Source organism: Neobacillus dielmonensis (assembly GCF_000612665.1).
GTDB classification, from domain to species: Bacteria; Bacillota; Bacilli; order Bacillales; family Cytobacillaceae; genus Neobacillus; species Neobacillus dielmonensis.
Genome location: NZ_HG942081.1, coordinates 1 through 20,751 on the forward strand (window position 1 = coordinate 1; position 20,751 = coordinate 20,751).

A 20,751-nucleotide genomic window follows, 5' to 3' on the forward strand; every position below is an offset into this window, starting at 1 on the left:
TTTCTCGACAATCTGAGGCTTGGGCAACCAAGCCTTTTAGTATATTTAAGTAATAAACAATCCTGCAATGAGATAAAGTACAATGGCGATAAATCCACCAATCGCAGATATCTTCAACTTAAACCGCGCATAATCAACGAGAGGCAAATCTAGTATCGAGGCTGTTGTGATGGTGGTATCACCCAATGGAGATGCCAAAGCACCGAATGCGCCACCGGCAAAAACCGCCCCAACCGTTAGCGGAATCGACGCACCGGTTGAAACCGCTAAAGAAACTCCCAATGGCATAAACAGTCCCCATGTTCCCCAGGAGGACCCAATAAAATAGCCAACCACAGAGCCCAATAGGAAAATCGTGGCCGAGGTCAGAAATGCTGGCAAAAACTCCCCTAATGTGGAACTGATAAAGCTTGAAAAACCAAGATCTTCAGCAGAAAGCGTCAGTGCCCAGATAAGGACCAAAAGACTGATGGCCTCCATCATTTGGTTTCCGCCATCATAAAAATGGTACAAAATCTCGTTTAGTGGCTGGCGCCTGAAGATGTAAAAAATAAATGCGACAATGAGAGTCACAAAAACAGCTAACAGCATCACGAAGGTGGCGTCTGCGGTCGAAAACGCCTCAAATACTTTTTCAGCACCTCTGGTTTTCCCATCCTTCCATAACAAGTATAAGGATAAACCAAGAAGCAAAAACACAGGAACAATTAAATGCCAAGGCTGCGCTTTGACCAAAGACAATTCTCTCTTAATGCCTACCCGGTGAAATTCATGCTGTTCGTCTTCTAACTGCTTTTCATCGGTATTAGGGGTTATAAGCTTAGCTCGTTTCCAAAAGGTTTGAATGAGACCAATCAACAGCATAACAATCGCAAAGAAATCGAACAAAATACTGAGCAAAAATATCTGGTAGGGTGACTTCGCTAAATGCAGGCCTTGAGTGCTGGCATCGACCAGAGAGACCATGAACCCAACAAAGGCTGTGGCGACTGGCAGCAGCACGATCACGGACTCTGTGGAGATATCCATCGTCAACCCGACTTTTTGTTTTGGCAGATTCATTTTTTTTGCCAGGTTTTTGACGACAGGTCCAATCATCATGATTCTGAACATCGGCATCATAAACGTAAAGGGAAGTGTTAGCCAAATTAAACCCAAAAGCCCCCGTTCTGTCTTGACTTTTGTTCCCACCCATTCAGAAAACCCTTTAATGCCTCCTGAAATGTTCATCATCCCCACAAGGCCGCCAAATAAATACAAAAAAGCAATGATTTTCATATTCGACTCATTTGACAAGGTAGTAACCACATATGTGACCGACTGATAAATACCACCCAAAAGATTGGCTTTAAAAATCAATGCCCCTGCAAGGAGTCCGATAACCAGTCCTGGTAAAATCGTTTTTAACCATATCGACATTGAAATCACAATAACAAAGGGTAATAGGGAAAACCAAGTATGTTCCAAAACTTCTCCTCCAAAAAATAACTATACGATATCATTTAGCATACCCAGAGGCGGGAGTGGATTATTTGCATAAATGGAAGAAAAAGCTATTGTGGGAAATTTAAGAGCCAATCGTGGCAGTATTGAGTTTTTTATTATTGTGAATAAGAGTATAGTAGAATAAAAGAAATGTTAACGTCATCATGCTTAGAAAGGAAGAACAAAATTGACAAAGATATATTTTGACTACAATGCCAGTACTCCATTGGCGCCTGAAGTAATTGATGCGATGATGCCGCTTTTACATGATTTTTATGGCAATCCATCTGCCTTGCATTGGTCAGGGAAACCTGTGAAAGAATTATTGCAAACTGCAAGAGGGCAGGTTGCCAAGTTAATAGGCTGTTCCCCGCGTGAAGTAATTTTTACAAGCGGTGGCAGTGAAGCTAATAACTTGGCGTTAAAAGGCTTTTATTTTAAAAATCGTCATAAAGGCACCCATATTATTACCTCAAAAATTGAGCATCCTGCCATTTTAAATCCACTTAGGTTCCTTGAACAGTTGGGAGCAAAAGTTACATACGTTGGGGTGGACGATTATGGCCGTGTCTCTCCTGAGGAAATTGAACAGGCGATTACAAAGGAAACCATCCTAATTACCATTATGCACTCAAACAATGAGGTTGGGACGCTTCAGCCCATCCACGAAATTGGCAGAATAGCAAAACAGCGCGGGGTTGCGTTTCATACGGACGGATCGCAATCGGTGGGCAAAGTTCCGATTGATGTGAACGAGTTTGAGGTCGACATGCTGACGATTGCCGGCCACAAACTATATGCGCCAAAAGGGATTGGAGCGTTGTACCTGCGCAACGGAATGGAAGTGGAACCATTAATACATGGGGCAGGGCATGAATTCGGAATCCGTGCCGGAACGGAAAACACCCTGTTGGCAGTTGGTCTTGGTAAGGCCTGTGAAATCGCGGGAGTTCAATTGGAAAATCACAACATAAAAGAGTTACGGGATTATTTTTGGAAGAAACTAAAAGAACAATTTGATGAACAGGTTTTGTTAAATGGGCACCCTGAGGAACGGTTACCGAATACGTTAAATGTGAGTTTTGTTAATCGTATTGGACAGGATATTCTGGATAGGATGCCCAGTTTAGCTGCCTCAACTGGTTCTGCTTGCCATGCCGGAAATATTGAATTATCGCCAGTATTAAAGGAAATGGGAGTGCCGGAGACTGTTGGGATGGGAGCGATCCGGTTTAGCTTAGGAAGGAAAACGACAAAAGCAGAGATTGACCAAGTGCTGTCATGGTTACTGGAATTTATATAACTTCTATTTAAAAATGCCAAAAGCCAAGGGAACCCCTTGGCTTTTTGAACGCGGATTTTTTTAAAAAAGATGTAATATATATTTTAAAAATGTCAAATATATATTACAATGAAAGTATAGAGAAAGAAAAGTGGTGAAGCCTGTGAAAGAGGCTGCTGTAAGAAATAAAGTAAAAATTGCCCGGATTGAAAAAGGGAATCTGACGCAAGGCGATCTTGCCAAACTAGTTGGTGTGACCCGGCAGACAATGAATCTAATTGAAGCACAAAAATACAATCCCACTATCCGCGTTTGTTTACTAATTAGTAAACATTTGGACTGTCGGTTAGACGAACTGTTTTGGATAGAAGAGGAAGAACTTTGAAAGGAGATGACCAAATTATGCAAGTAAACTTTTTGACGATTATCATTAGTATGATCGTGAGTTTCGCCATTTTAAGCCTGTTGACAAGTCAAAATGAATGGGGAATATTAGCAGGACTTGCCGTTGGTGTCAGTGGTTTTAAATGGCTTCGAATAAAAAAGCAGGAAACTGACGACGAAATTGAATATGACGAAAGAGTCAATCTGAATATCAAACAATACTCGTTCCAAACTTTCTCCATCGCTAATTTACTTCTTTTAGTGTACCTGTTAATCTCACAACAAGTTTTCAAGATACATTCTATTAATGCAAACTACCTAATCATTTATCTTTCCATCACCTTTATTGCAGCATTTTATATCGTTCCTTTAATAGCAAAAAGAAGATAACCTAGAAAGGGAGGAATCAAACATGAGTCAGGCGCCATTCTTAGTATTCGGCATTATTTTTTTAGTGTTAGCCTACTTTGTAGGGGTGAAAAAACAAACTTGGTTATTATCAGGGTTTAACCAAAGAAGGGTAAAAGATCAGGATAAGCTATCAAAACTAGTAGGTTCCTATAACGCCATCATCGGTGTTGCGATGTTAATCGCTTCTTTTATCGACCATCCCGATATGCAAATATTGTTTCCGATTGTGATTGTTGGCTACGTCATTTTGCTTGGGTATGTAAATATTAAAATGGTCGATTAACGGTGGAATTACTGATTTCATTAAAAGGGGAAATGCTGATGGATGGTATGTTTGAGAATGCAGAATTTGTTTGGGCTAAAGAAACGGTACTAAAGAATTTCCCTAACTTACAAATTGAGCAGATCAGTAAACTTGGAGAAGGGTGGATGAGTCGGGCATACCTGATTAATAATAAGTTGGTGTTTCGATTTCCAAAGGGAAAAAGTGGAGCCGATGATACTGAAAAAGAGATAAAAGTGCTGCCGCTATTAAAAAAATATATTACCTTAAGCATACCGGAACTTATATATGTGGGAACACAAGATAACGGGTACCCTTTTGTCGGCTACAAAATATTGCCTGGCGAACCAATGGATGAACAACTTTTCGATTCATTAGCAGCAGAAACAAATAATATCTTAGCTATTCAAATTGCTGAGTTTATCAATCAAATCAGATCATTTCATGTTGATTTGCTAAAAGGGCTTAAAGTACGAGAAGATGACTTTTATCAGGAGTATCTCAATCTATTTAAAGAGGTGCAGCATAAGGCTTTTCCTATAGTGAATAAACAAATACAGAATTATTTAACCTTCCGATTTACTTCATATTTAGAAAATAAACATCATTTCTTCTATACACCAAAGCTTCTTCATTCGGATCTATCATTGGACCACCTATTATTTGACAAAAACAGGCAAGAGTTAACTGGTATTATCGATTTTGGTGATATGCGAATCGGTGACCCGGATTATGAATATGTTTATTTGCTGGAAGAGTGCGGCGAAGAATTTACTAAAAAAGTGATGGAAAACAGGCAGGAGGAAAACTGTCTAATAAAGATAGAAAAGGTATCGTTTTTTCTTACTGCTGATAATGTAAGACTGTTGCTAGAAGGTATTAAAAGGAACAGCAGCGAAATGGTAGATGAGTCAATGGAAGCTATACAGAACGAAATGAATAACCACCAGTTTTAAACATGATGATATATGCTAAGAGTTTCCCTTTGTTATCTTTTCCAAAGTATTACAGTCCGATTGAGATAGTTTGAAAAATGTACTATACTTCAAATGGTAATATTTTTGAGGGAGAACAGGTATGTTTCGAAAAGAAAAATTTTTTGATAGAAAGAAAAAAGAATTAGGGGTTTCCTTAAACGAAGTTCAGAAGAAGGCTGTTCTCCATACAGAAGGACCATTATTGCTGCTTGCCTCGCCTGGTTCAGGGAAAACGACGACCACAATCATGAGGATCGGTTACCTGATTGAAGAAAAGGGAGTACATCCCACCAGAATAAAGGCGGTTACCTTTAGTAAAGCGGCAGCTAACGATATGCGCCAGCGGTTTCAGCGGTTTTTTCCTGAATACACAGACCAGTCAGTAGACTTTTCGACAATCCACAGCCTAGCTTTTGAGGTGGTTCGTGAATATTTCTATAAAAATAGAGTTAGCTATCAAATAATTGAAGGCAATAAAGAAGCCCCAATCCAAAAAACAGCTTTAATTAAGCAGCTGTTTAATCGGTTTACAAATGAAATCATGTCGGAAGATCAACTTGAAGAACTGACTACTTTTATTAGTTTTATTAAAAACAAGATGGTCCCCCGCAAGGATTGGGAGACGGTGAACTGTGGTGTCCCGTCAGCGCTCCAGATTTTTCAGGAGTATGAGAACTATAAAAAGTCAGCCATGGGCAAGCTTTTGTTGGATTTCGATGATATGCTGACCATCGCCAATGATGTGTTTCATAAAGACGCTTCTCTGCTTCGGAAGTACCAGCAACGGTATGATTACGTTTTGACCGATGAAAGCCAGGACACCTCAATGGTGCAGCATTCCATTATTGAGAAATTGGTGAAGCCCCACCGTAATTTGTACGTGGTGGCGGATGATGACCAGTCAATCTATACCTGGAGGGCAGCGGAGCCCCAATATTTACTTGATTTTAAACAGGTTTATCCCGATGCCGCTATATTAATGATGGAACAAAATTACCGCTCTTCTAAAGAAATTGTGGATACGGCTAATCAATTTATCAAGCAAAATAAACATCGTTATATTAAAAATATGTTTACTGAAAATCCGTCGCATCAGCCGATTATGATTGCAAATTTGGATGACTTTGCTCAGCAGGCTTCCTATTTGGTGGGAAAAATAGCTGGGCTCGACCACTATAAAGATGCGGCGGTCTTGTTTCGGAATAATTCATCATCTATCTTGTTGGTGAATGAGTTTGAACGTGCAGGCATTCCTTTTTATATAAAAGACCACGATAATCGGTTTTTTTCCCACTGGGTGGTTAAGGATATCTTAAACTTTATGCGTCTCAGCTATAGTGACAAGCGAGTCGATATTTTCGAGCAAATCTACAAGAAGCTGCCGATTTTTATTACAAAAGAAAAGATGGCGGAACTGAAGCAATATCCTCACAATGTTTCGGTTTTTGATCATCTATTAAAAATCATGGATCCGAAACGCGCAGAGCAAATCACGGAGTGCAGATTGGCTTTCGTGATGATGAAAGGAAAGCGGCCATTTGAAGTGATGAAGATTATCCGCGGAGTGCTCGGTTATGAAAAGACACTCGAAAAGATTGCCAAGAATCTTAAGTTTAATAAAGATTACTTGCTGGGAATTCTTCATACATTGGAGCAAATAGCGGAACCTCTTAAAACGATGGAGGAATTTGCTGCCCGTTTGGAACATTTAAGAAAAGTAATCCATTCATCGAAGTTCAAGAAAAATGATAACGTAGTGACTCTTTCCACTTTTCATAGTTCAAAGGGTTTAGAGTTCAAAAATGTTTACATGATTGACCTCATTCAAGGGGTCATTCCGACCGATGATGATTTGGAAGATACAGATTTATTAGAGGAAGCCGTCCGGTTATTTTACGTAGGGATGACCCGGGCAAAATCAAACCTTGAGTTGATTACCTATAAAAAACAGTTTGGCAAGAGTGTCAGACCTTCCCAATTTGTCCTAGATGTGAAGAAAATAATTACCCCCTCAGTTAAAATTCATAGAAGGGAACCCTTGAAGCGGAACCAAGCGGGCAATCCAATTATCCCCGCAAATCCTCATGCGGTAAAAAGTCCTGAAGCCTTAAAAGAGGACATCACAGTAAAACACCGCGTGTTTGGAACAGGCACCATCGTTCAACTAGACCAAGAACACATCGAAATTCAGTTTCAAAGAGGCATCAAAAAACTCTCCATCAAAACATGCTTAGAAATGGGCTTGCTGGAAATAGTTTAACGCAGTAAAGCGCTGGGGGACAGTCCCCCAGTGCTTTACTGTTATAAAGGGATGTGTAATAATATGGTAAATTATGTTGAAAACTTCGGGGGCGAAGATGGGCAAGCATACAATCTATAAAAGTGAGGCAGGAAAGAAACAGATTCTACAACACTATGAAGATTACTTGAAAACCTTTCCTTTCGTAGTGGAAAGAGATTATGTGGATACCAGTTTTGGCAGGACACATATACTGGTTGCAGGTCCCAGACAGGGGAAGCCATTATTTGTCTTTCAAGGCGGGAACTGCATTAATCCAATGACATTATCATGGTTTGCTCCACTTGTTGAGAATTATCGGATTTACGCTCCGGATACCATTGGGCATCCTGGGTATAGTGATGAGAATCGGATGTCAGGCAAAGATTGCAGTTTTGCTCAATGGATAAAGGAATTAATGGATTTCTACAATATAGAAAGGTGTGCTTTTATCGGCCCTTCCTTTGGTGGTGGCATTATTCTAAGGTTAGCAGACTTCATGCCAGATATAATAGACTGTGCTGTGTTGGTGTCCCCAGCCGGAATAAAATTGGGCTCCAAACTTGATATGATTAGGAAGATACTAATTCCAATGATTATCTATCAAACTACCTCATCGAAAGAATATCTTCATAGGGTCACTAATCATATGGCTGCGGGCAATATGAAGGAGAACGATGTACAGATTATTGGAGATATATTTAAAAATGTAAAGCTTGAATCAGAAATGCCGAAATTAACGGAAAAAAGTGAACTCGTAAATTATCGGTCACCAACCTTAATCATCGCAGGCAGTAAAGATATATTCTTTCCGGAAAAGAGATTAAAGAGTGCAGCACAGGCAATTATACCTAATTTAGTAGGTTTTAAATCTCTTGATATGGGACACTTTCCTTCCACAGACCACTTGATCAAAATTAGTAGTGATATAAGGAAATTCCTGTCAGTACACTATAAATAAACTGGGTATTTTTAATGTAGGTGGAAGGAGGTCGGGAAAAAGGGTGGATAAAAGCAAACAGGCAAAACTTTTCGATAAGCAAGCATCCTTATATGAAAGACGGAGAAAAGACCAAAGTGATAAGCAGTGGCGCCAGCGGCTATTGGGTGATGCAAAAGGAAATGTGTTAGAACTGGCTGTGGGCGCAGGAGCCAATTTTTCTTTCTACCGAACCGGGGTTAATGTGACAGCAGTGGACATAAGCGAAAAAATGATAGAAAAAGCCCGGTTTGCCGCTGTAAGCCAAGACATAGAAGCTCATTTTATTTGTGGAGATATTGAAGAACTGGACTTTCCGGAGAGTTTGTTTGATACCGTTGTTTCCACCTTATCCCTTTGCAGCTATGAAGACCCATTAATGGTGCTTCGAAAAATCAACCACTGGTGCAAACAAGATGGGCAAATCCTCCTCATGGAGCATGGAATCAGCAGCAATCCAATTGTCTCAAGCATACAAAAAACAATAGACCCGCTATTTTACCGCTATAGCGGCTGCCACCAAACTAGAAACATCATCAAACTCGTACAACAAGCCGGTTTAAACATAGAGCAACTAGAAAGCCATTGGATCAACATGGTCCATCTCATCTGGACCCGACCCAACAAATAATTCACCATATTAACGCGCTGGGGGACAGGCCCCCAGCGCGTTAATACTTTAAAGTTGTGGGGGACTGTCCCGATATATTAAGATTAGACTGTTAAATAATTTTGATGGAGGCCTTGTGATGTACAGCTTTAAGAATGACTACGCAGAGGGCGCGCATCCCAGGATTTTAAATGCGTTGATGGAGTCGAATTTTGAGCAGGAAGATGGTTACGGGGAAGACCGGTATTCCCGTAAGGCGGTTGAACTTTTGAAGGAAAAGCTCGGCCGGACGGATGTGGATATTCATCTGATTCCTGGTGGAACACAAACTAATTTGATCGCGATTTCTGCTTTTTTAAGACCACATGAAGCGGCTATTGCGGCGAACAGCGGCCATATTCAGACACATGAAACGGGGGCAATTGAAGCAACCGGGCATAAAGTATTATCCGTTGAAACGAAAGATGGAAAGCTGACTCCGAAGGGAATTCAGGAAGTACTGGATGCACATACAGATGAGCACATGGTAAAGCCAAAGTTGGTATACATATCGAATTCTACTGAAATTGGATCGATTTATAATAAAGCAGAACTTCAAGCATTAAGTAATTTCTGCCGAGAACACAATTTGATTTTTTATATGGATGGGGCACGGCTGGGTTCCGCTTTATGTTCGTCGGAAAATGACCTCAAGTTATCTGATTTCCCTGAATTAGTTGACGCATATTATATTGGCGGCACGAAAAACGGAGCTCTCATCGGGGAAGCATTAGTAATTTGCCGTGATTCTCTTAAGGAAGATTTCCGCTTCCATATGAAGCAAAAAGGGGCGCTCCTTGCAAAAGGCAGACTGCTTGGCATTCAGTTCCTTGAACTTTTTCGGGATAATTTGTTCTTTGAGTTGGCTCAGCATGCCAATAATATGGCCAAAAGGATTAGCGAAGAATTAAAACAAGCCAACATAAAGTTCTTAACTCATTCGCCATCCAATCAAATCTTCCCGATCCTTCCTAACGGTGTCATCAACGAATTACAAAAAAACTATGCTTTCATCCTTTGGGAAAAAGTGGACCAAGACCATTCCGCCATCCGTATCGTAACCTCTTGGGCCACAAAGGAAGAAGCCGTCGACACATTCCTCGGAGACATCAGAAAGTATCTATAATCGTTACCACTTTAAAGCGCCGGGGGACTGTCCCCCGGCGCTTTAAAGTGGTAAAGCCGTAGTTGTTTATAGAAGAGGTCTGTTCTCTAGGTATAGTTCCATGTCAGGGCTGTTTCCTTTGGTGATGTTTTCAGAGATTAGCTTTGCTAGGAGCTGACTGTAGACGGTTCCATTATCCCCGAAGGCGTATAGAAAGTAGCAGTTGGGGTATTCGTCGTATGTACCGATAATGGGAAGACCGTCTACGGTCCCTCCATAGAAAGCTGATAAATAAAATTCAGGTTTTACTTGTATATTTGGAAACATGTTATTAAATTCTTGTATTAACTTATCTTTTTTGTGCATCAGCTTACTATCTCGGTCCTCGGGATAAATCGTATTTTCGTCTAGCCCTCCAATAATAATCCGGTCATCAGCTGTTGTCCTCATGAATAAATAGGGGCGGGCTGTTTCCCATATAAGTGTACGATTATACCAAGAACTGAAATCTGCAACAGGATTCGTGGTAACTGTATAAGTGCTTACAAACGAGGCTTGCTTTTCCTTTTTTATATCAATTCCTTCATAACCTGCTGCAAAAATAACATAACGAGCTCGAATCGAACGTCCTGTCTTCGTGGTGACGACCATTTGCTGTTCCTGAGGGTCATAATGATGCCCGTTCATAGGTGTATTTTCGAAGACTTGCACCCCTTTTTTGACCGCATAATCCAATAATGCATGAGTAAACTTGAAGGGATTGATTTCAGCGTCATTATAAGAGTAAATGGCAGCTTCCCTGCTAAAAGGATAGTTTGATTCAATGTCAGACTTTGTCCAAAAATCGAGCTCAAACCCTTGCTGCTTTATAAAGTCATACTCGTTTTTCAAGCGTCCGACGTCTTCTTGGGAACTCGCAGAATATAGAGTGTCCCTGCGGATAAATTCACAATCAATCTCGGCAGATTTTGCTGCTTTTTCAATTTCATTAATCGCCTCTTTTAGCAGTTGTAAATGCCTCACAATGTATTCCTTGCCAAAAGTGTTAATCAAGTCGGTAAACATTTTTTCACCGGAATATTGTAACAGGGCTGTGTTAGTGCTCGTACTGCCGCTGCCGATTTTCCCTTTTTCTATTAAAACCACATGTAGGTCCGAATGGGCAAGATAATAGGCACACTGTGCGCCAGAGCTGCCTCCTCCAATAATCGCTACATCACATACAATTTCATTCTCTAAGGCTGGGTATGACGGTGGGTCAGGGAAAGTGGTTGGCCAATAATACTTACCAGTTTCTAAGTTCATATATTTCCTCCTGATGCAACATCTCATTGTTAATATTTCCAATAGAAAGTTTGAAATGCAGGATTGAAAAGAAATTTTATTATTTGCACCATGTTAAACATTATATGATAATAGGAATCAATACATAGGACAAATGTAATGAGGTTGTGTAAGGTCATATTTGCTATTTTTAATGATAAAATGATTAACGGATAGTTGGAGGGGTTACTAGTGGAGATAGGGGTTACAACATTTGTAGAAACCACACCAGATGTGAAAACGGGTGAAGTGATTAGCCATGCCCAGCGTTTGCGCGAGGTAGTGGAGGAAATTGTTCTTGCCGACCAAGTTGGCTTGGATGTGTTTGGAGTAGGAGAGCATCATCGCAAGGATTATGCAGCATCCTCTCCTGCTGTGCTCCTGGCCGCAGCAGCATCCCAAACAAAACGAATCAGGCTTACCAGTGCTGTGTCGGTTCTTTCTTCAGATGACCCGGTGCGAGTGTTCGAACAATTTGCTATGCTCGACGGAATTTCAAACGGGCGGGCTGAAATTATGGCGGGCCGTGGCTCGTTTATCGAATCATTCCCACTGTTTGGATACGATTTAAGAGAATACGACGAGCTATTCGATGAAAAGCTAGAATTACTGCTTAAATTACGTGAATCAGAGAAAGTAACATGGAACGGCGGTAAACATCGTCCGGCCATCCAAAATCTGGGTGTATATCCACGTCCGGTACAGGATCCATTGCCCGTGTGGATTGGCAGCGGAGGTACGCCAGAATCTGTCGTTCGCGCCGGCCTTCTTGGACTGCCGCTTGTATTAGCTATCATTGGAGGCAGTCCTGTCAGATTTGCTCCATTGGTTCAGCTTTATAAAAGAGCGGCAGCCCAAGCTGGACATGATGCCAGCAAGCTTGCGCTTGCATCCCACTCTCACGGTTTTGTCGCCGAGGATACGGACACAGCGGCGGACAAATTTTTCCCATCGACTCAAGCAGCGATGAACGTGCTAGGAAGGGAGCGGGGCTGGGGTAATTATGACCGCTCCGCTTTTGATGCAGCAAGAAGCTTTGACGGTGCTTTGTACGTCGGTGACCCGGAAACAGTGGCCCAGAAAATCATCCATCTTCGCAAAAAGGTTGGAGTGACACGATTTATGCTCCACGTGCCGGTTGGCAGTATGCCGCATGTAGACGTGATGAGGGCTATAGAATTGCTAGGCAGAGAGGTAGCGCCTCGGGTACGTGAGGAAGTAGCCCAATGGGAAGCTGCCCAATAAAATAAACAAATTTCTTTCTGTAAATAGGCTTCCGAAAAGGAGCCTTTTTTAATTTACTGGTCTCAATCAATATAATCGGGACCTTCAGCATGTAATATATAGGTACGAACCCCCATATATTTTTGAGTAAAAAGTAGAGGGGGAAAGGGATTGGAATTTCATCAAATTTATGATCCGATGGGAAATCCGTTTCTATCAACGTTTTTGGCGGCTGTACCGATTTTGACACTGTTGTATTTACTGGCTTTGCATCCCCATAGGGATAGGCTAGGAAAAAGGCATTATGGCATTACTGCACCCAAAGCTGCCTTGATAGCAGCGATCGTAACCGTTTTGATGGCCATTTGGCTAGTTGATATGCCCGTACCTTCTGCCATTGCAGCTTTTGGCTATGGTTCCTTCTTTGGTCTGATGCCTATTGGGTGGATTGTTGTGGCAGCCATGTTTTTGTATACAATTACATTAGTGAGCGGACAATTTGAGACGGTCAAATCTTCGGTTGTGCAATTATCCTCAGACAGACGAATCCAAACACTTCTAATCGCTTTTTCATTTGGCGCCTTTATTGAAGGTGCTGCGGGCTTTGGCACCCCCGTAGCCATTGCAGGGGCACTAATGGCAGGACTCGGTTTTCGTCCAATGGCAGCAGCTGTTTTATGCTTAATCGCGAACACAGCGCCTGTGGCCTATGGAGCAGTTGGTACCCCCATCATTACATTAGCCAATGTTACCGGTCTGCCGGAGAGTGCCTTGTCTGCCATGGCAGGAAGGCAGCTTCCATTTTTCTCGGTCCTCGTTCCGTTTTGGCTCATTGCAACCATGGTATTTATGCACAAAGGGAAGTGGAAGCAGGTTTGGGAAATATGGCCTGCCATTGTAGTAACAGGTTTCAGTTTCTCCATTACCCAGTTTGCCGTCTCTAACTTCGTAGGGCCCATGCTTGTCGACATTGTAGCAGGTCTTATTTCCCTCTTTGCCTTAGTTTTGCTTTTAAAGGTGTGGCAGCCGAAAAACAAGTTCTATCTTCCTGGGGAAGAGGAAGCGATGAAATCGATGGAAAAAAAGCAGTCTGCCTACACCCGTGGACAAGTCGCAAGAGCTTGGACTCCTTGGGCATTTCTTACTGTATTCGTGTTTATGTGGGGCCTTCCCCAATGGAAAACTCTCCTCAACTCATTAGATTTTTGGGGACTTAAATCTCTGTACAATATTCCAGTGCCATCTTTAGATCAACTTATTTTCCGTGGACCGCCCCTTGTGACAGAGACCGTTCCAGAAGCAGCTGTTTACAGCTTTAACTGGCTTTCTGCTGCGGGAACAGGGGTATTCTTTGCTGCCATTCTTAGCGGCTTATTTCTACGGTTAAGCAAGGAAGAATGGAAGCTTTCTATTGTCAGAACAGCCCAAAGAATGAAAACGCCCTTAATTACCATCGCTTTGGTGTTAGGCCTCGGTTACACAACGAGATATTCGGGGTTAGATGCCATTCTTGGTCTGGCGTTTACGAAAACAGGCGTCATGTATCCATTCTTCGCTGCGATGCTTGGCTGGCTTGGGGTATTTTTAACAGGCAGTGACACCTCCTCCAATGCTCTATTCGGAAGCATGCAGAGGATTACAGCGGATCAGCTTGGACTAGATCCTGTCCTGATTGCTGCCTCCAATTCAACGGGCGGCGTGATGGGAAAAATGATTGACGCCCAGAGCATCGTCGTTGCGACAGCGGCGTGTTACGAGGACCGCAATGAAGGAGCCAATGCTGTGGGTCCGATTTTCCGAGCAGTCTTTTTCCATAGTATCGCACTGGCAGTTTTAATGGGCATTCTCGTCATGCTCCAAGCGTACGTGTTCCCGTGGATGATTCCATCCTATACCTTATAAATAGCAGTTTGCAGAAGGACTTTTTCGGAAGATACTTACTTAATTTTCCAAAAAAGAAGCAGGAGGATTCATGTGGTAAGTAGAATTTATTTGAAAACGCTTCCATGAATTTGCGCTTAATTTTTTTAAAAGGAGGGTTTTATAAAATGACAGGTGGCCAGCTCGATGTTCAACACTTTGATGCTGTAGTTGTCGGAGCAGGTTTTGCGGGTATATATATGCTGCAAAAGCTTAGGGAATCTGGGTATTCAATCCGCGTTTATGAGTCGGCCGACAATGTGGGCGGCACATGGTACCATAACCGCTATCCAGGAGCGAGATGTGACATTGAAAGTATTTACTATAATTATACTTTCTCAGAAGAGATTCTGAATGAATGGACATGGTCTTCAAGATATGCCGAGCAGCCGGAAATATTAGACTATATCAACTTTGTGGCCGATAAGCTTGATTTGCGGCGAGACATACAATTCAATACCCGGATTACAACCGCACGTTTTAACGAAACTTATGATTTTTGGGAAATAGATACTGATGCCGGTTATTTGATTACGGCCAAGTATTTTATAACAGCTATAGGTTGTTTGTCGGCATCCAACATTCCGAACATGAAGGGATTGGATAGTTTCAAGGGCGAAATGTACCACACAGGAAAATGGCCGCATGAAGAAGTAGATTTCAAGGGAAAGCGGGTCGGGGTCATTGGAACAGGCTCCAGCGGCATCCAAGCAATTCCCTTCATTGCCAAGGAAGCAGGTCACCTCACCGTTTTTCAGCGTACACCACAGTATAGCACCCCAGCACAAAACCATGCCTATGACCCAGATTTTCTGCGGCAGATTCGGAGAAATTACAGTGAAATCAAACAACTTATGTGCTCCTCGATGCATGGTGTTCCATCATTCCCCCGGGAGGAATTAGCTATAGAGGTTTCTCCAGAAGTGCGCAATCAGAGGTATGAAAAAGCATGGCAGGAAGGCGGCTTGTTTACCATGCTGTATCAATTCGGCGACTTAGGTTTCGGGGAACAGGCCAACGAAACGGCACAGGAATTCATCCGGGCGAAAATCAGGCAGATTGTTCGGGACCAAAAGACAGCCGACAAGCTGATGCCAAAATACATTTACGGCACTAAACGGCCCATCATCGATACGGATTATTTTGAAACGTATAACCGGGATAATGTAACCCTTGTCGATATTAAGGCAGAACCAATTGAGGAGATTACACCCACCGGCCTAAGAACTGCAGAGGCAGACTACGAGTTGGACATGATTGTTTTTGCAACTGGCTTTGACGCAATGACAGGACCGTTTTTTAAAATGGACATTCGTGGCAGGGGAGGAGTCTCACTTAAGGAAAAGTGGGCAGGGGGCGCACAACTGAAAACTTATCTCGGCATAGCCACTGCAGGTTTCCCGAATATGTTTATGATTACAGGTCCACAAAGCCCATCTGTCTTAAGCAATATGCTGGTGTCGATTGAGCAGCACGTGGAATGGATTTCTGATTTTCTGGATTATCTTCGGAAAAATAATCAAGAAGTATTTGAGGCAGCTATACCTGCTGAGGAAGCATGGAGTCAGCAATGCAGGGAGGCGGCGGAAATGTCTCTGCTTCCAAAGTCAGATTCCTGGTATATGGGTGCCAATATTGAAGGAAAGCCAAGGGGGATTCTTCCCTTTATCGGTGGAGTCGGGCTTTACAGACAAATTTGTGATGAAGTCGCGGCCAAAGGATATGAGGGATTTTTGACTGGGCAGGCTTCAAGGGCATTGCATAATAAAAGCTATTAATCTAAAAAAACTTATTTTTGGAGGGAATGGAATGGCAAATCTTGATCCGCAAGCAAAATTCTTATTGGAACAACTCGAGGCAGCAGGAGGTCCTGCATTGGAAACTTTGGCTCCTGAACAAGCAAGGCAAGCAATCGACCTGGGGGCTTTGGCAGGTGTGGCAGAAGAGGTGGAAAAAATAGAAAACAGAACCATCCCAGGGCCAGGAGGCGAAATTCCGGTGCGAATTTACACCCCTGCCGCTGAAGGCCCTCTCCCGGTATTGGTTTTCTACCATGGAGGCGGCTGGGTGATTGGCAATTTGGATACGATGGATATACCTTGCCGGATGCTGGCCAAAACGGTCGGATGTGTCGTCGTTTCTGTAGATTACCGGTTGGCACCGGAGCATAAATTCCCTGCTGCTGCTGAAGATTCGTATGCAGCATTGAAGTGGGTGGCGGAAAATGCTTCGGAGCTGGGAGCAGACGCCAAACGGATTGCGGTAGGCGGCGATAGCGCCGGCGGAAACCTAACGGCTGTTACGGCATTGATGGCCAGGGATAAAGGCGGGCCGTCATTGGCCTATCAATTGCTGATTTACCCAGTGACCAACCACTCGTTTGACACAGAATCCTACCTAGAGAATGCTGAGGGCTACTTTTTGACAAAAAACATGATGGTCTGGTTCTGGGATCATTATCTAAATAGCAAAGAGGATGGATTGAACCCATATGCTTCACCACTGAGAGCAGGGGATTTAAGCGGCCTGCCACCTGCCTTGGTGATTACGGCTGGGTTTGACCCGTTGCGGGACGAAGGAGAGGCCTATGGGAATCTCTTAAGGGAAGCTGGAGTACCAGTAGAGGCCACAAGATACGACGGGATGATTCACGGATTCTTCGGGATGCCGGGCATCTTGGACGACAGCAAAAAAGCGATTGACCAAGCAGCGGATGCCCTGAAAAAAGCATTTTTTGCAGTAGAGTCAAAATAAAGAAATGAGGAAGACTTACATGAAAGGCCGATATAATCGGTCTTCGTGTCAGTCTTTTTTTGAGCACTATGGTGTAAACTATTATGAAATGAAACCTTTTTTAATATAAAACGTATGTTTTTTATATCGAAACATAGAGGGTGGACGTATGATAGAGACAAAAGAACAACTTTTACAAGAACTGGAAGTCGTAGAAAAGTGGGAAAAGGATCAAGGGAGTTTATGGATTTGGGAAAGGCTGGGACGCTTGCCTTTTAAACTTCTTGATAAGATTACCCCTCAATTCATTCATGACAAAGTAGGAGGCTTACTTGAAGAAATCGGCTCTTATATACAAACAGGCGGAAAATACTTGATAAAAAAAGAAAATATCTTTGCAACGATTGAAAAAGAGACAGGCAATCCTATTGCAGATATGTCTGACATCAAGGACATTCCCTTATCCACGATGAAAAAGTTAAGCAAGGAGCTGGCTGGGCAAAGGAAGAAGTTTGCCACCATCCAAGGAGCAAGCACAGGTATCGGAGGAATCTTTACCTTGGCAATAGATATCCCGGCCATAATGGCCATCTCATTGAAAACGTTGCAGGAAATTGCCATCCTACATGGCTATGACCCGAATGAAAAAAGTGAGCGCATTTTTATCATCAAGTGCTTGCAGTTTTCATCGTCGGACATTGTAGGCAAAAAGGCGATTTTGAATGAGCTTTCTCATTTTTATGAACAAGGAAGCCGCTCAAGTGAAATGGTATCGCAACTGCAAGGCTGGCGTGAGGTTGTATTTACATATCGAGATCAGTTTGGCTGGAAGAAGCTTCTGCAAATGGTTCCGATTGCCGGAATGATTTTCGGAGCCTTTACCAATAGGTCCACAATCAATGACCTGGCCGAAACCGGCATGATGCTATATCGAAAAAGGAGAGTGCTTGAAAGATTAGAACTGGTAAAATCATAGAGAGGGAAAAAAGTGAAGGACAAGTTTAAAGCGAATCTGGTCTTTCACTTTCTGGATCAATCGGATAAAAAGTGCGGATGCTTTTTCCATCAGGACTCATAAACAATTCAAGTTTAAAGGTTGCATCATTGATGACAATTTCTTCAGGCACATCTTTGTGCTTTAAGGCACGGACGGTTCCTAAAGCCAAAAGCCCCTCTGCACTGATTCCGACAAGAAAGGCACAGTGGTTTTTGCCAACTCTAAAAAAGCGCCTCTTTTGATAGTCGAACGCCTGCAACCGGTACCCGAAAGTCACTACAAACGGTGCTCCCTTTTGTTCCCCAAAATATTCACATTTTAATTCAATTTGGTCTGGATGATGATTATTTAAATCGGATTGATCCTCCAGCCAATATTTATACCAAAAGTGATGTCCTTCCAGCCTGCGCTTTCTTTGTTCCCCGACAAATACATGCTCAAAGCCGGATAAATCCTTTCCAGATTCGCAATCATACTGGCGGAACCACAGATCATGTAAATGGGTATACCACTGCATCTCGGTGAAGCATTTCTTGTTTTTCTCCTCAATATAGTTTTTCGCTAGTTTGACTGGAGGAGAATCAATCGCCATTTGTAAAAATTCTTTTACTTCTTTGGACTCATTGGAGGAGTTTTTTTCTCTGCTATAGTGACTTAAAGTATAGTTATCAAAGAGTCTTTCAACTAATTTGTAGCTGTGTCGTTTCCTATCAGGGATTTCAACTTCTTTAAAAACCTGATGATCGGGACTGCACGCTTCCAAGTCCACAACAACGTATCCTTGATTGGGATCCCCGATTTCCGCGGCAGTGATGGGCAAAAGTCCGCTCCCCTTCTGATCTGCCTCCCAGATGGCATGATAAATATCCACAAGTAACACCTCCAAAACAACGAAAAAACTCCAAGTATGTACAGTCTGTATGATTAAGCGCCATTATATACCTATCGAAGTCTTGGTCTGTACAAATTCGTTCAGTCACGGTGGGCTCTGCACACTATTCCGTCCTCAAAAATAAACTGATTTATATCGCTTTGAGGAAGGATGCATATGCCCATAAATTTACCGTTGAACATTAGGACAATAACGTTAAGTGGGGGGCCGAAGAAGACCGTTTCTTACCCGCAGGTTAGCGGCATGCCAAATCACAATTTGGAACATTTGATTAATCGGACCATTGTTCAACAGACGCAGGAACTCATAACCCAACAAACGGGGATGATGCCGACCACAGTGGAGGAAATGCTCGGTACATTTGAAATAAAAAACAACCAGCGCCAAGTTTTAAGTTTGTCCTTATCGAATTATACGTACCACTCTCATGCAGCACACGGCGTGACGTATATGAAACCATTAACATTTGATTTGCAAAAGGGGAAGCTATGTCAGTTGAAAGACTTATTTAAGAGGGACAGTCAATACGTGCAAACACTTTCAGCTATTATTAAGGAACAAATCAAGCATCGCAATATTTTTCTGCTACAGGATTTTACAAGCATAAAGCCCAACCAAGACTTTTATATTGCGGACAAAGCCCTAGTGGTCTTTTTTCAACTGTATGAAATCACTCCATATGCGTTTGGCTTTCCGATGTTTCCCATTTCCGTTTATGATTTGCAGGAGATACTAGATGAAAGTGGTCCGTTGGGGCGCATGGCAGTTAATAATTAATCCAATCTATTGAGTTAATTTTAGGATTATAACCATAAAAAGCTTGTAGAAAGTCAATTTGATTTCTACAAGCTTTTTGGGGTGTTAAGACACTTCGAAATAAGATCGCAATTCTCTTTATAGTAGTCCAAGCCGCTTCAGCCCAAAATATACCCCGTCTTCTTCTGCAGGGAGGGTCACCATATTGGCAGTCCGTTTCACTTCATCCTGGGCGGAACCCATAGCCACTCCCATACCGACCAATGACAACATTTCCATGTCATTTAAGCCATCGCCAAAGGCAACTGCCTCATCCGGTGCAATGCCAAGCGCCTCTAAAAGTTTGGTTACACCTACAGACTTATTGGACTTAGACAGGTTCACATCACAACTTTTCGCTTCGATGGATGTCCATCTTCTGAAATCCAATTCAGGGATATGAAGCTGATAGGGTTTTTCTTCATCTGTATCACAATGGAGAAACAATTGATAAATATCTTGGTCCAACCAATGACCTTGTGGAGCTAACTCCGGCCTCCATGTTTCATCCTGATAAGCTTGAACAACAAAGGGATGGCTTAAATCAGTAACTGAAAAACTGGTGCCACTTAAAAACGTCAATGGATGATTCTGGTCTTGAGAAAAGAGCCACATCTTTTCCAATAGATTCTTTCCAATAGCATTTTGGTAAATTACTTTACCCTCATGAACTGCATAGGACCCATTAAAAAAGACCATCGAGTCAACACCTGTCTCCTGAATAACCGATTCAGAAAAATAGGGTGCCCTCCCCGTAGCGACAACCACCTTAATATTTCTCTCTCTTAATCGCGAAATAGCCTGCTTAGTAGCAGCACTAATCACTTTCCCATGTGGAACAATCGTACCATCTATATCTAAGATGACAATCTTGTAGCCCATAATAACACACTCCTAAATGACAAAAACTAGCACTAAAACATTATAACACAAGTAGTAGGGGCAGTCCCCCAGCAAAGTAACGCATTAAAGCGGCGGGGGACAGGCCCCCGCTGCTTTAATGTGCTGAAGGTTTTGCTATATTTGTAAAATAT

19 protein-coding genes are annotated in these 20,751 nt (G+C 42.4%); 15 read left to right on the top strand and 4 right to left on the bottom strand.

Annotated elements, in window-relative coordinates; translation table 11 throughout:
- Positions 1-45: 45 nt before the first annotated feature.
- On the bottom strand, positions 46-1,467 hold the full coding sequence (locus tag BN2425_RS19635; protein WP_052352973.1) for a Na+/H+ antiporter NhaC family protein: 1,422 nt from the start codon (positions 1,465-1,467) through the stop codon (positions 46-48).
- A gap of 205 nt (positions 1,468-1,672) precedes the next feature.
- Between BN2425_RS19635 and BN2425_RS19640 the strand changes: the two genes are divergently transcribed.
- The 9 genes from BN2425_RS19640 (at position 1,673) to BN2425_RS19680 (ending at position 9,854) form a co-directional block, all read left to right on the top strand.
- Positions 1,673-2,788, top strand: a complete 1,116-nt coding sequence (locus BN2425_RS19640; protein WP_042463108.1) for a cysteine desulfurase family protein — start codon at positions 1,673-1,675, stop codon at positions 2,786-2,788.
- Between the two features lie 142 nt (positions 2,789-2,930).
- Positions 2,931-3,152, top strand: coding sequence for a helix-turn-helix transcriptional regulator (locus BN2425_RS19645; RefSeq protein ID WP_042463287.1), 222 nt, complete (start codon positions 2,931-2,933; stop codon positions 3,150-3,152).
- 17 nt (positions 3,153-3,169) lie between these two features.
- Positions 3,170-3,541 carry a hypothetical protein gene (locus tag BN2425_RS19650; protein ID WP_154663565.1) on the top strand — a complete coding sequence of 124 codons (372 nt, stop codon included), beginning with the start codon at positions 3,170-3,172 and terminating at the stop codon, positions 3,539-3,541.
- 22 nt (positions 3,542-3,563) lie between these two features.
- The gene (locus tag BN2425_RS19655; RefSeq protein ID WP_042463114.1) at positions 3,564-3,845 is read left to right on the top strand and encodes a DUF3784 domain-containing protein; all 282 of its coding nucleotides are present in this window, start codon (positions 3,564-3,566) and stop codon (positions 3,843-3,845) included.
- Between the two features lie 2 nt (positions 3,846-3,847).
- Positions 3,848-4,801 carry a phosphotransferase family protein gene (locus BN2425_RS19660; protein ID WP_235714698.1) on the top strand — a complete coding sequence of 318 codons (954 nt, stop codon included), beginning with the start codon at positions 3,848-3,850 and terminating at the stop codon, positions 4,799-4,801.
- 121 nt (positions 4,802-4,922) lie between these two features.
- Positions 4,923-7,082 (top strand): ATP-dependent helicase, encoded by a 2,160-nt coding sequence (locus BN2425_RS19665; protein WP_042463119.1) that lies wholly within the window; start codon positions 4,923-4,925, stop codon positions 7,080-7,082.
- A 97-nt stretch (positions 7,083-7,179) separates the two neighbouring features.
- Positions 7,180-8,061 (top strand): alpha/beta fold hydrolase, encoded by an 882-nt coding sequence (locus tag BN2425_RS19670; protein WP_042463121.1) that lies wholly within the window; start codon positions 7,180-7,182, stop codon positions 8,059-8,061.
- Positions 8,062-8,104: 43 nt separating this feature from the next.
- On the top strand, positions 8,105-8,710 hold the full coding sequence (locus BN2425_RS19675; RefSeq protein WP_042463124.1) for a class I SAM-dependent methyltransferase: 606 nt from the start codon (positions 8,105-8,107) through the stop codon (positions 8,708-8,710).
- A gap of 118 nt (positions 8,711-8,828) precedes the next feature.
- Positions 8,829-9,854 carry a threonine aldolase family protein gene (locus BN2425_RS19680; protein ID WP_042463127.1) on the top strand — a complete coding sequence of 342 codons (1,026 nt, stop codon included), beginning with the start codon at positions 8,829-8,831 and terminating at the stop codon, positions 9,852-9,854.
- Between the two features lie 66 nt (positions 9,855-9,920).
- On the opposite strand, the gene BN2425_RS19685 is transcribed toward BN2425_RS19680, so the two are convergent.
- A complete protein-coding gene (locus tag BN2425_RS19685) occupies positions 9,921-11,138 on the bottom strand; it encodes an NAD(P)/FAD-dependent oxidoreductase (RefSeq protein ID WP_042463129.1) in 1,218 nt (405 codons plus the stop codon).
- A gap of 210 nt (positions 11,139-11,348) precedes the next feature.
- Here BN2425_RS19685 and BN2425_RS19690 point away from each other — a divergent pair, with 210 nt between their 5' ends.
- From BN2425_RS19690 to BN2425_RS19710, 5 genes are all read left to right on the top strand, one after another.
- Positions 11,349-12,401 carry an LLM class flavin-dependent oxidoreductase gene (locus tag BN2425_RS19690; protein WP_042463132.1) on the top strand — a complete coding sequence of 351 codons (1,053 nt, stop codon included), beginning with the start codon at positions 11,349-11,351 and terminating at the stop codon, positions 12,399-12,401.
- Between the two features lie 150 nt (positions 12,402-12,551).
- Positions 12,552-14,282 carry an L-lactate permease gene (locus tag BN2425_RS19695; protein WP_074433103.1) on the top strand — a complete coding sequence of 577 codons (1,731 nt, stop codon included), beginning with the start codon at positions 12,552-12,554 and terminating at the stop codon, positions 14,280-14,282.
- A gap of 146 nt (positions 14,283-14,428) precedes the next feature.
- A complete protein-coding gene (locus BN2425_RS19700; RefSeq protein WP_042463135.1) occupies positions 14,429-16,078 on the top strand; it encodes a flavin-containing monooxygenase in 1,650 nt (549 codons plus the stop codon).
- 31 nt (positions 16,079-16,109) lie between these two features.
- Positions 16,110-17,054 carry an alpha/beta hydrolase gene (locus tag BN2425_RS19705; protein ID WP_042463138.1) on the top strand — a complete coding sequence of 315 codons (945 nt, stop codon included), beginning with the start codon at positions 16,110-16,112 and terminating at the stop codon, positions 17,052-17,054.
- A 151-nt stretch (positions 17,055-17,205) separates the two neighbouring features.
- On the top strand, positions 17,206-18,009 hold the full coding sequence (locus BN2425_RS19710) for an EcsC family protein (protein WP_042463292.1): 804 nt from the start codon (positions 17,206-17,208) through the stop codon (positions 18,007-18,009).
- 25 nt (positions 18,010-18,034) lie between these two features.
- On the opposite strand, the gene BN2425_RS19715 is transcribed toward BN2425_RS19710, so the two are convergent.
- Complete coding sequence (locus tag BN2425_RS19715; RefSeq protein WP_052352974.1) at positions 18,035-18,901, bottom strand: hypothetical protein; 867 nt, start codon at positions 18,899-18,901, stop codon at positions 18,035-18,037.
- A gap of 177 nt (positions 18,902-19,078) precedes the next feature.
- On the opposite strand from BN2425_RS19715, the gene BN2425_RS19720 reads away from it, so the two are divergent.
- Complete coding sequence (locus BN2425_RS19720) at positions 19,079-19,699, top strand: DUF3298 and DUF4163 domain-containing protein (RefSeq protein ID WP_074433104.1); 621 nt, start codon at positions 19,079-19,081, stop codon at positions 19,697-19,699.
- Positions 19,700-19,816: 117 nt separating this feature from the next.
- On the opposite strand, the gene BN2425_RS19725 is transcribed toward BN2425_RS19720, so the two are convergent.
- Positions 19,817-20,599, bottom strand: coding sequence for a Cof-type HAD-IIB family hydrolase (locus BN2425_RS19725; RefSeq protein WP_042463140.1), 783 nt, complete (start codon positions 20,597-20,599; stop codon positions 19,817-19,819).
- Positions 20,600-20,751: the final 152 nt, after the last annotated feature.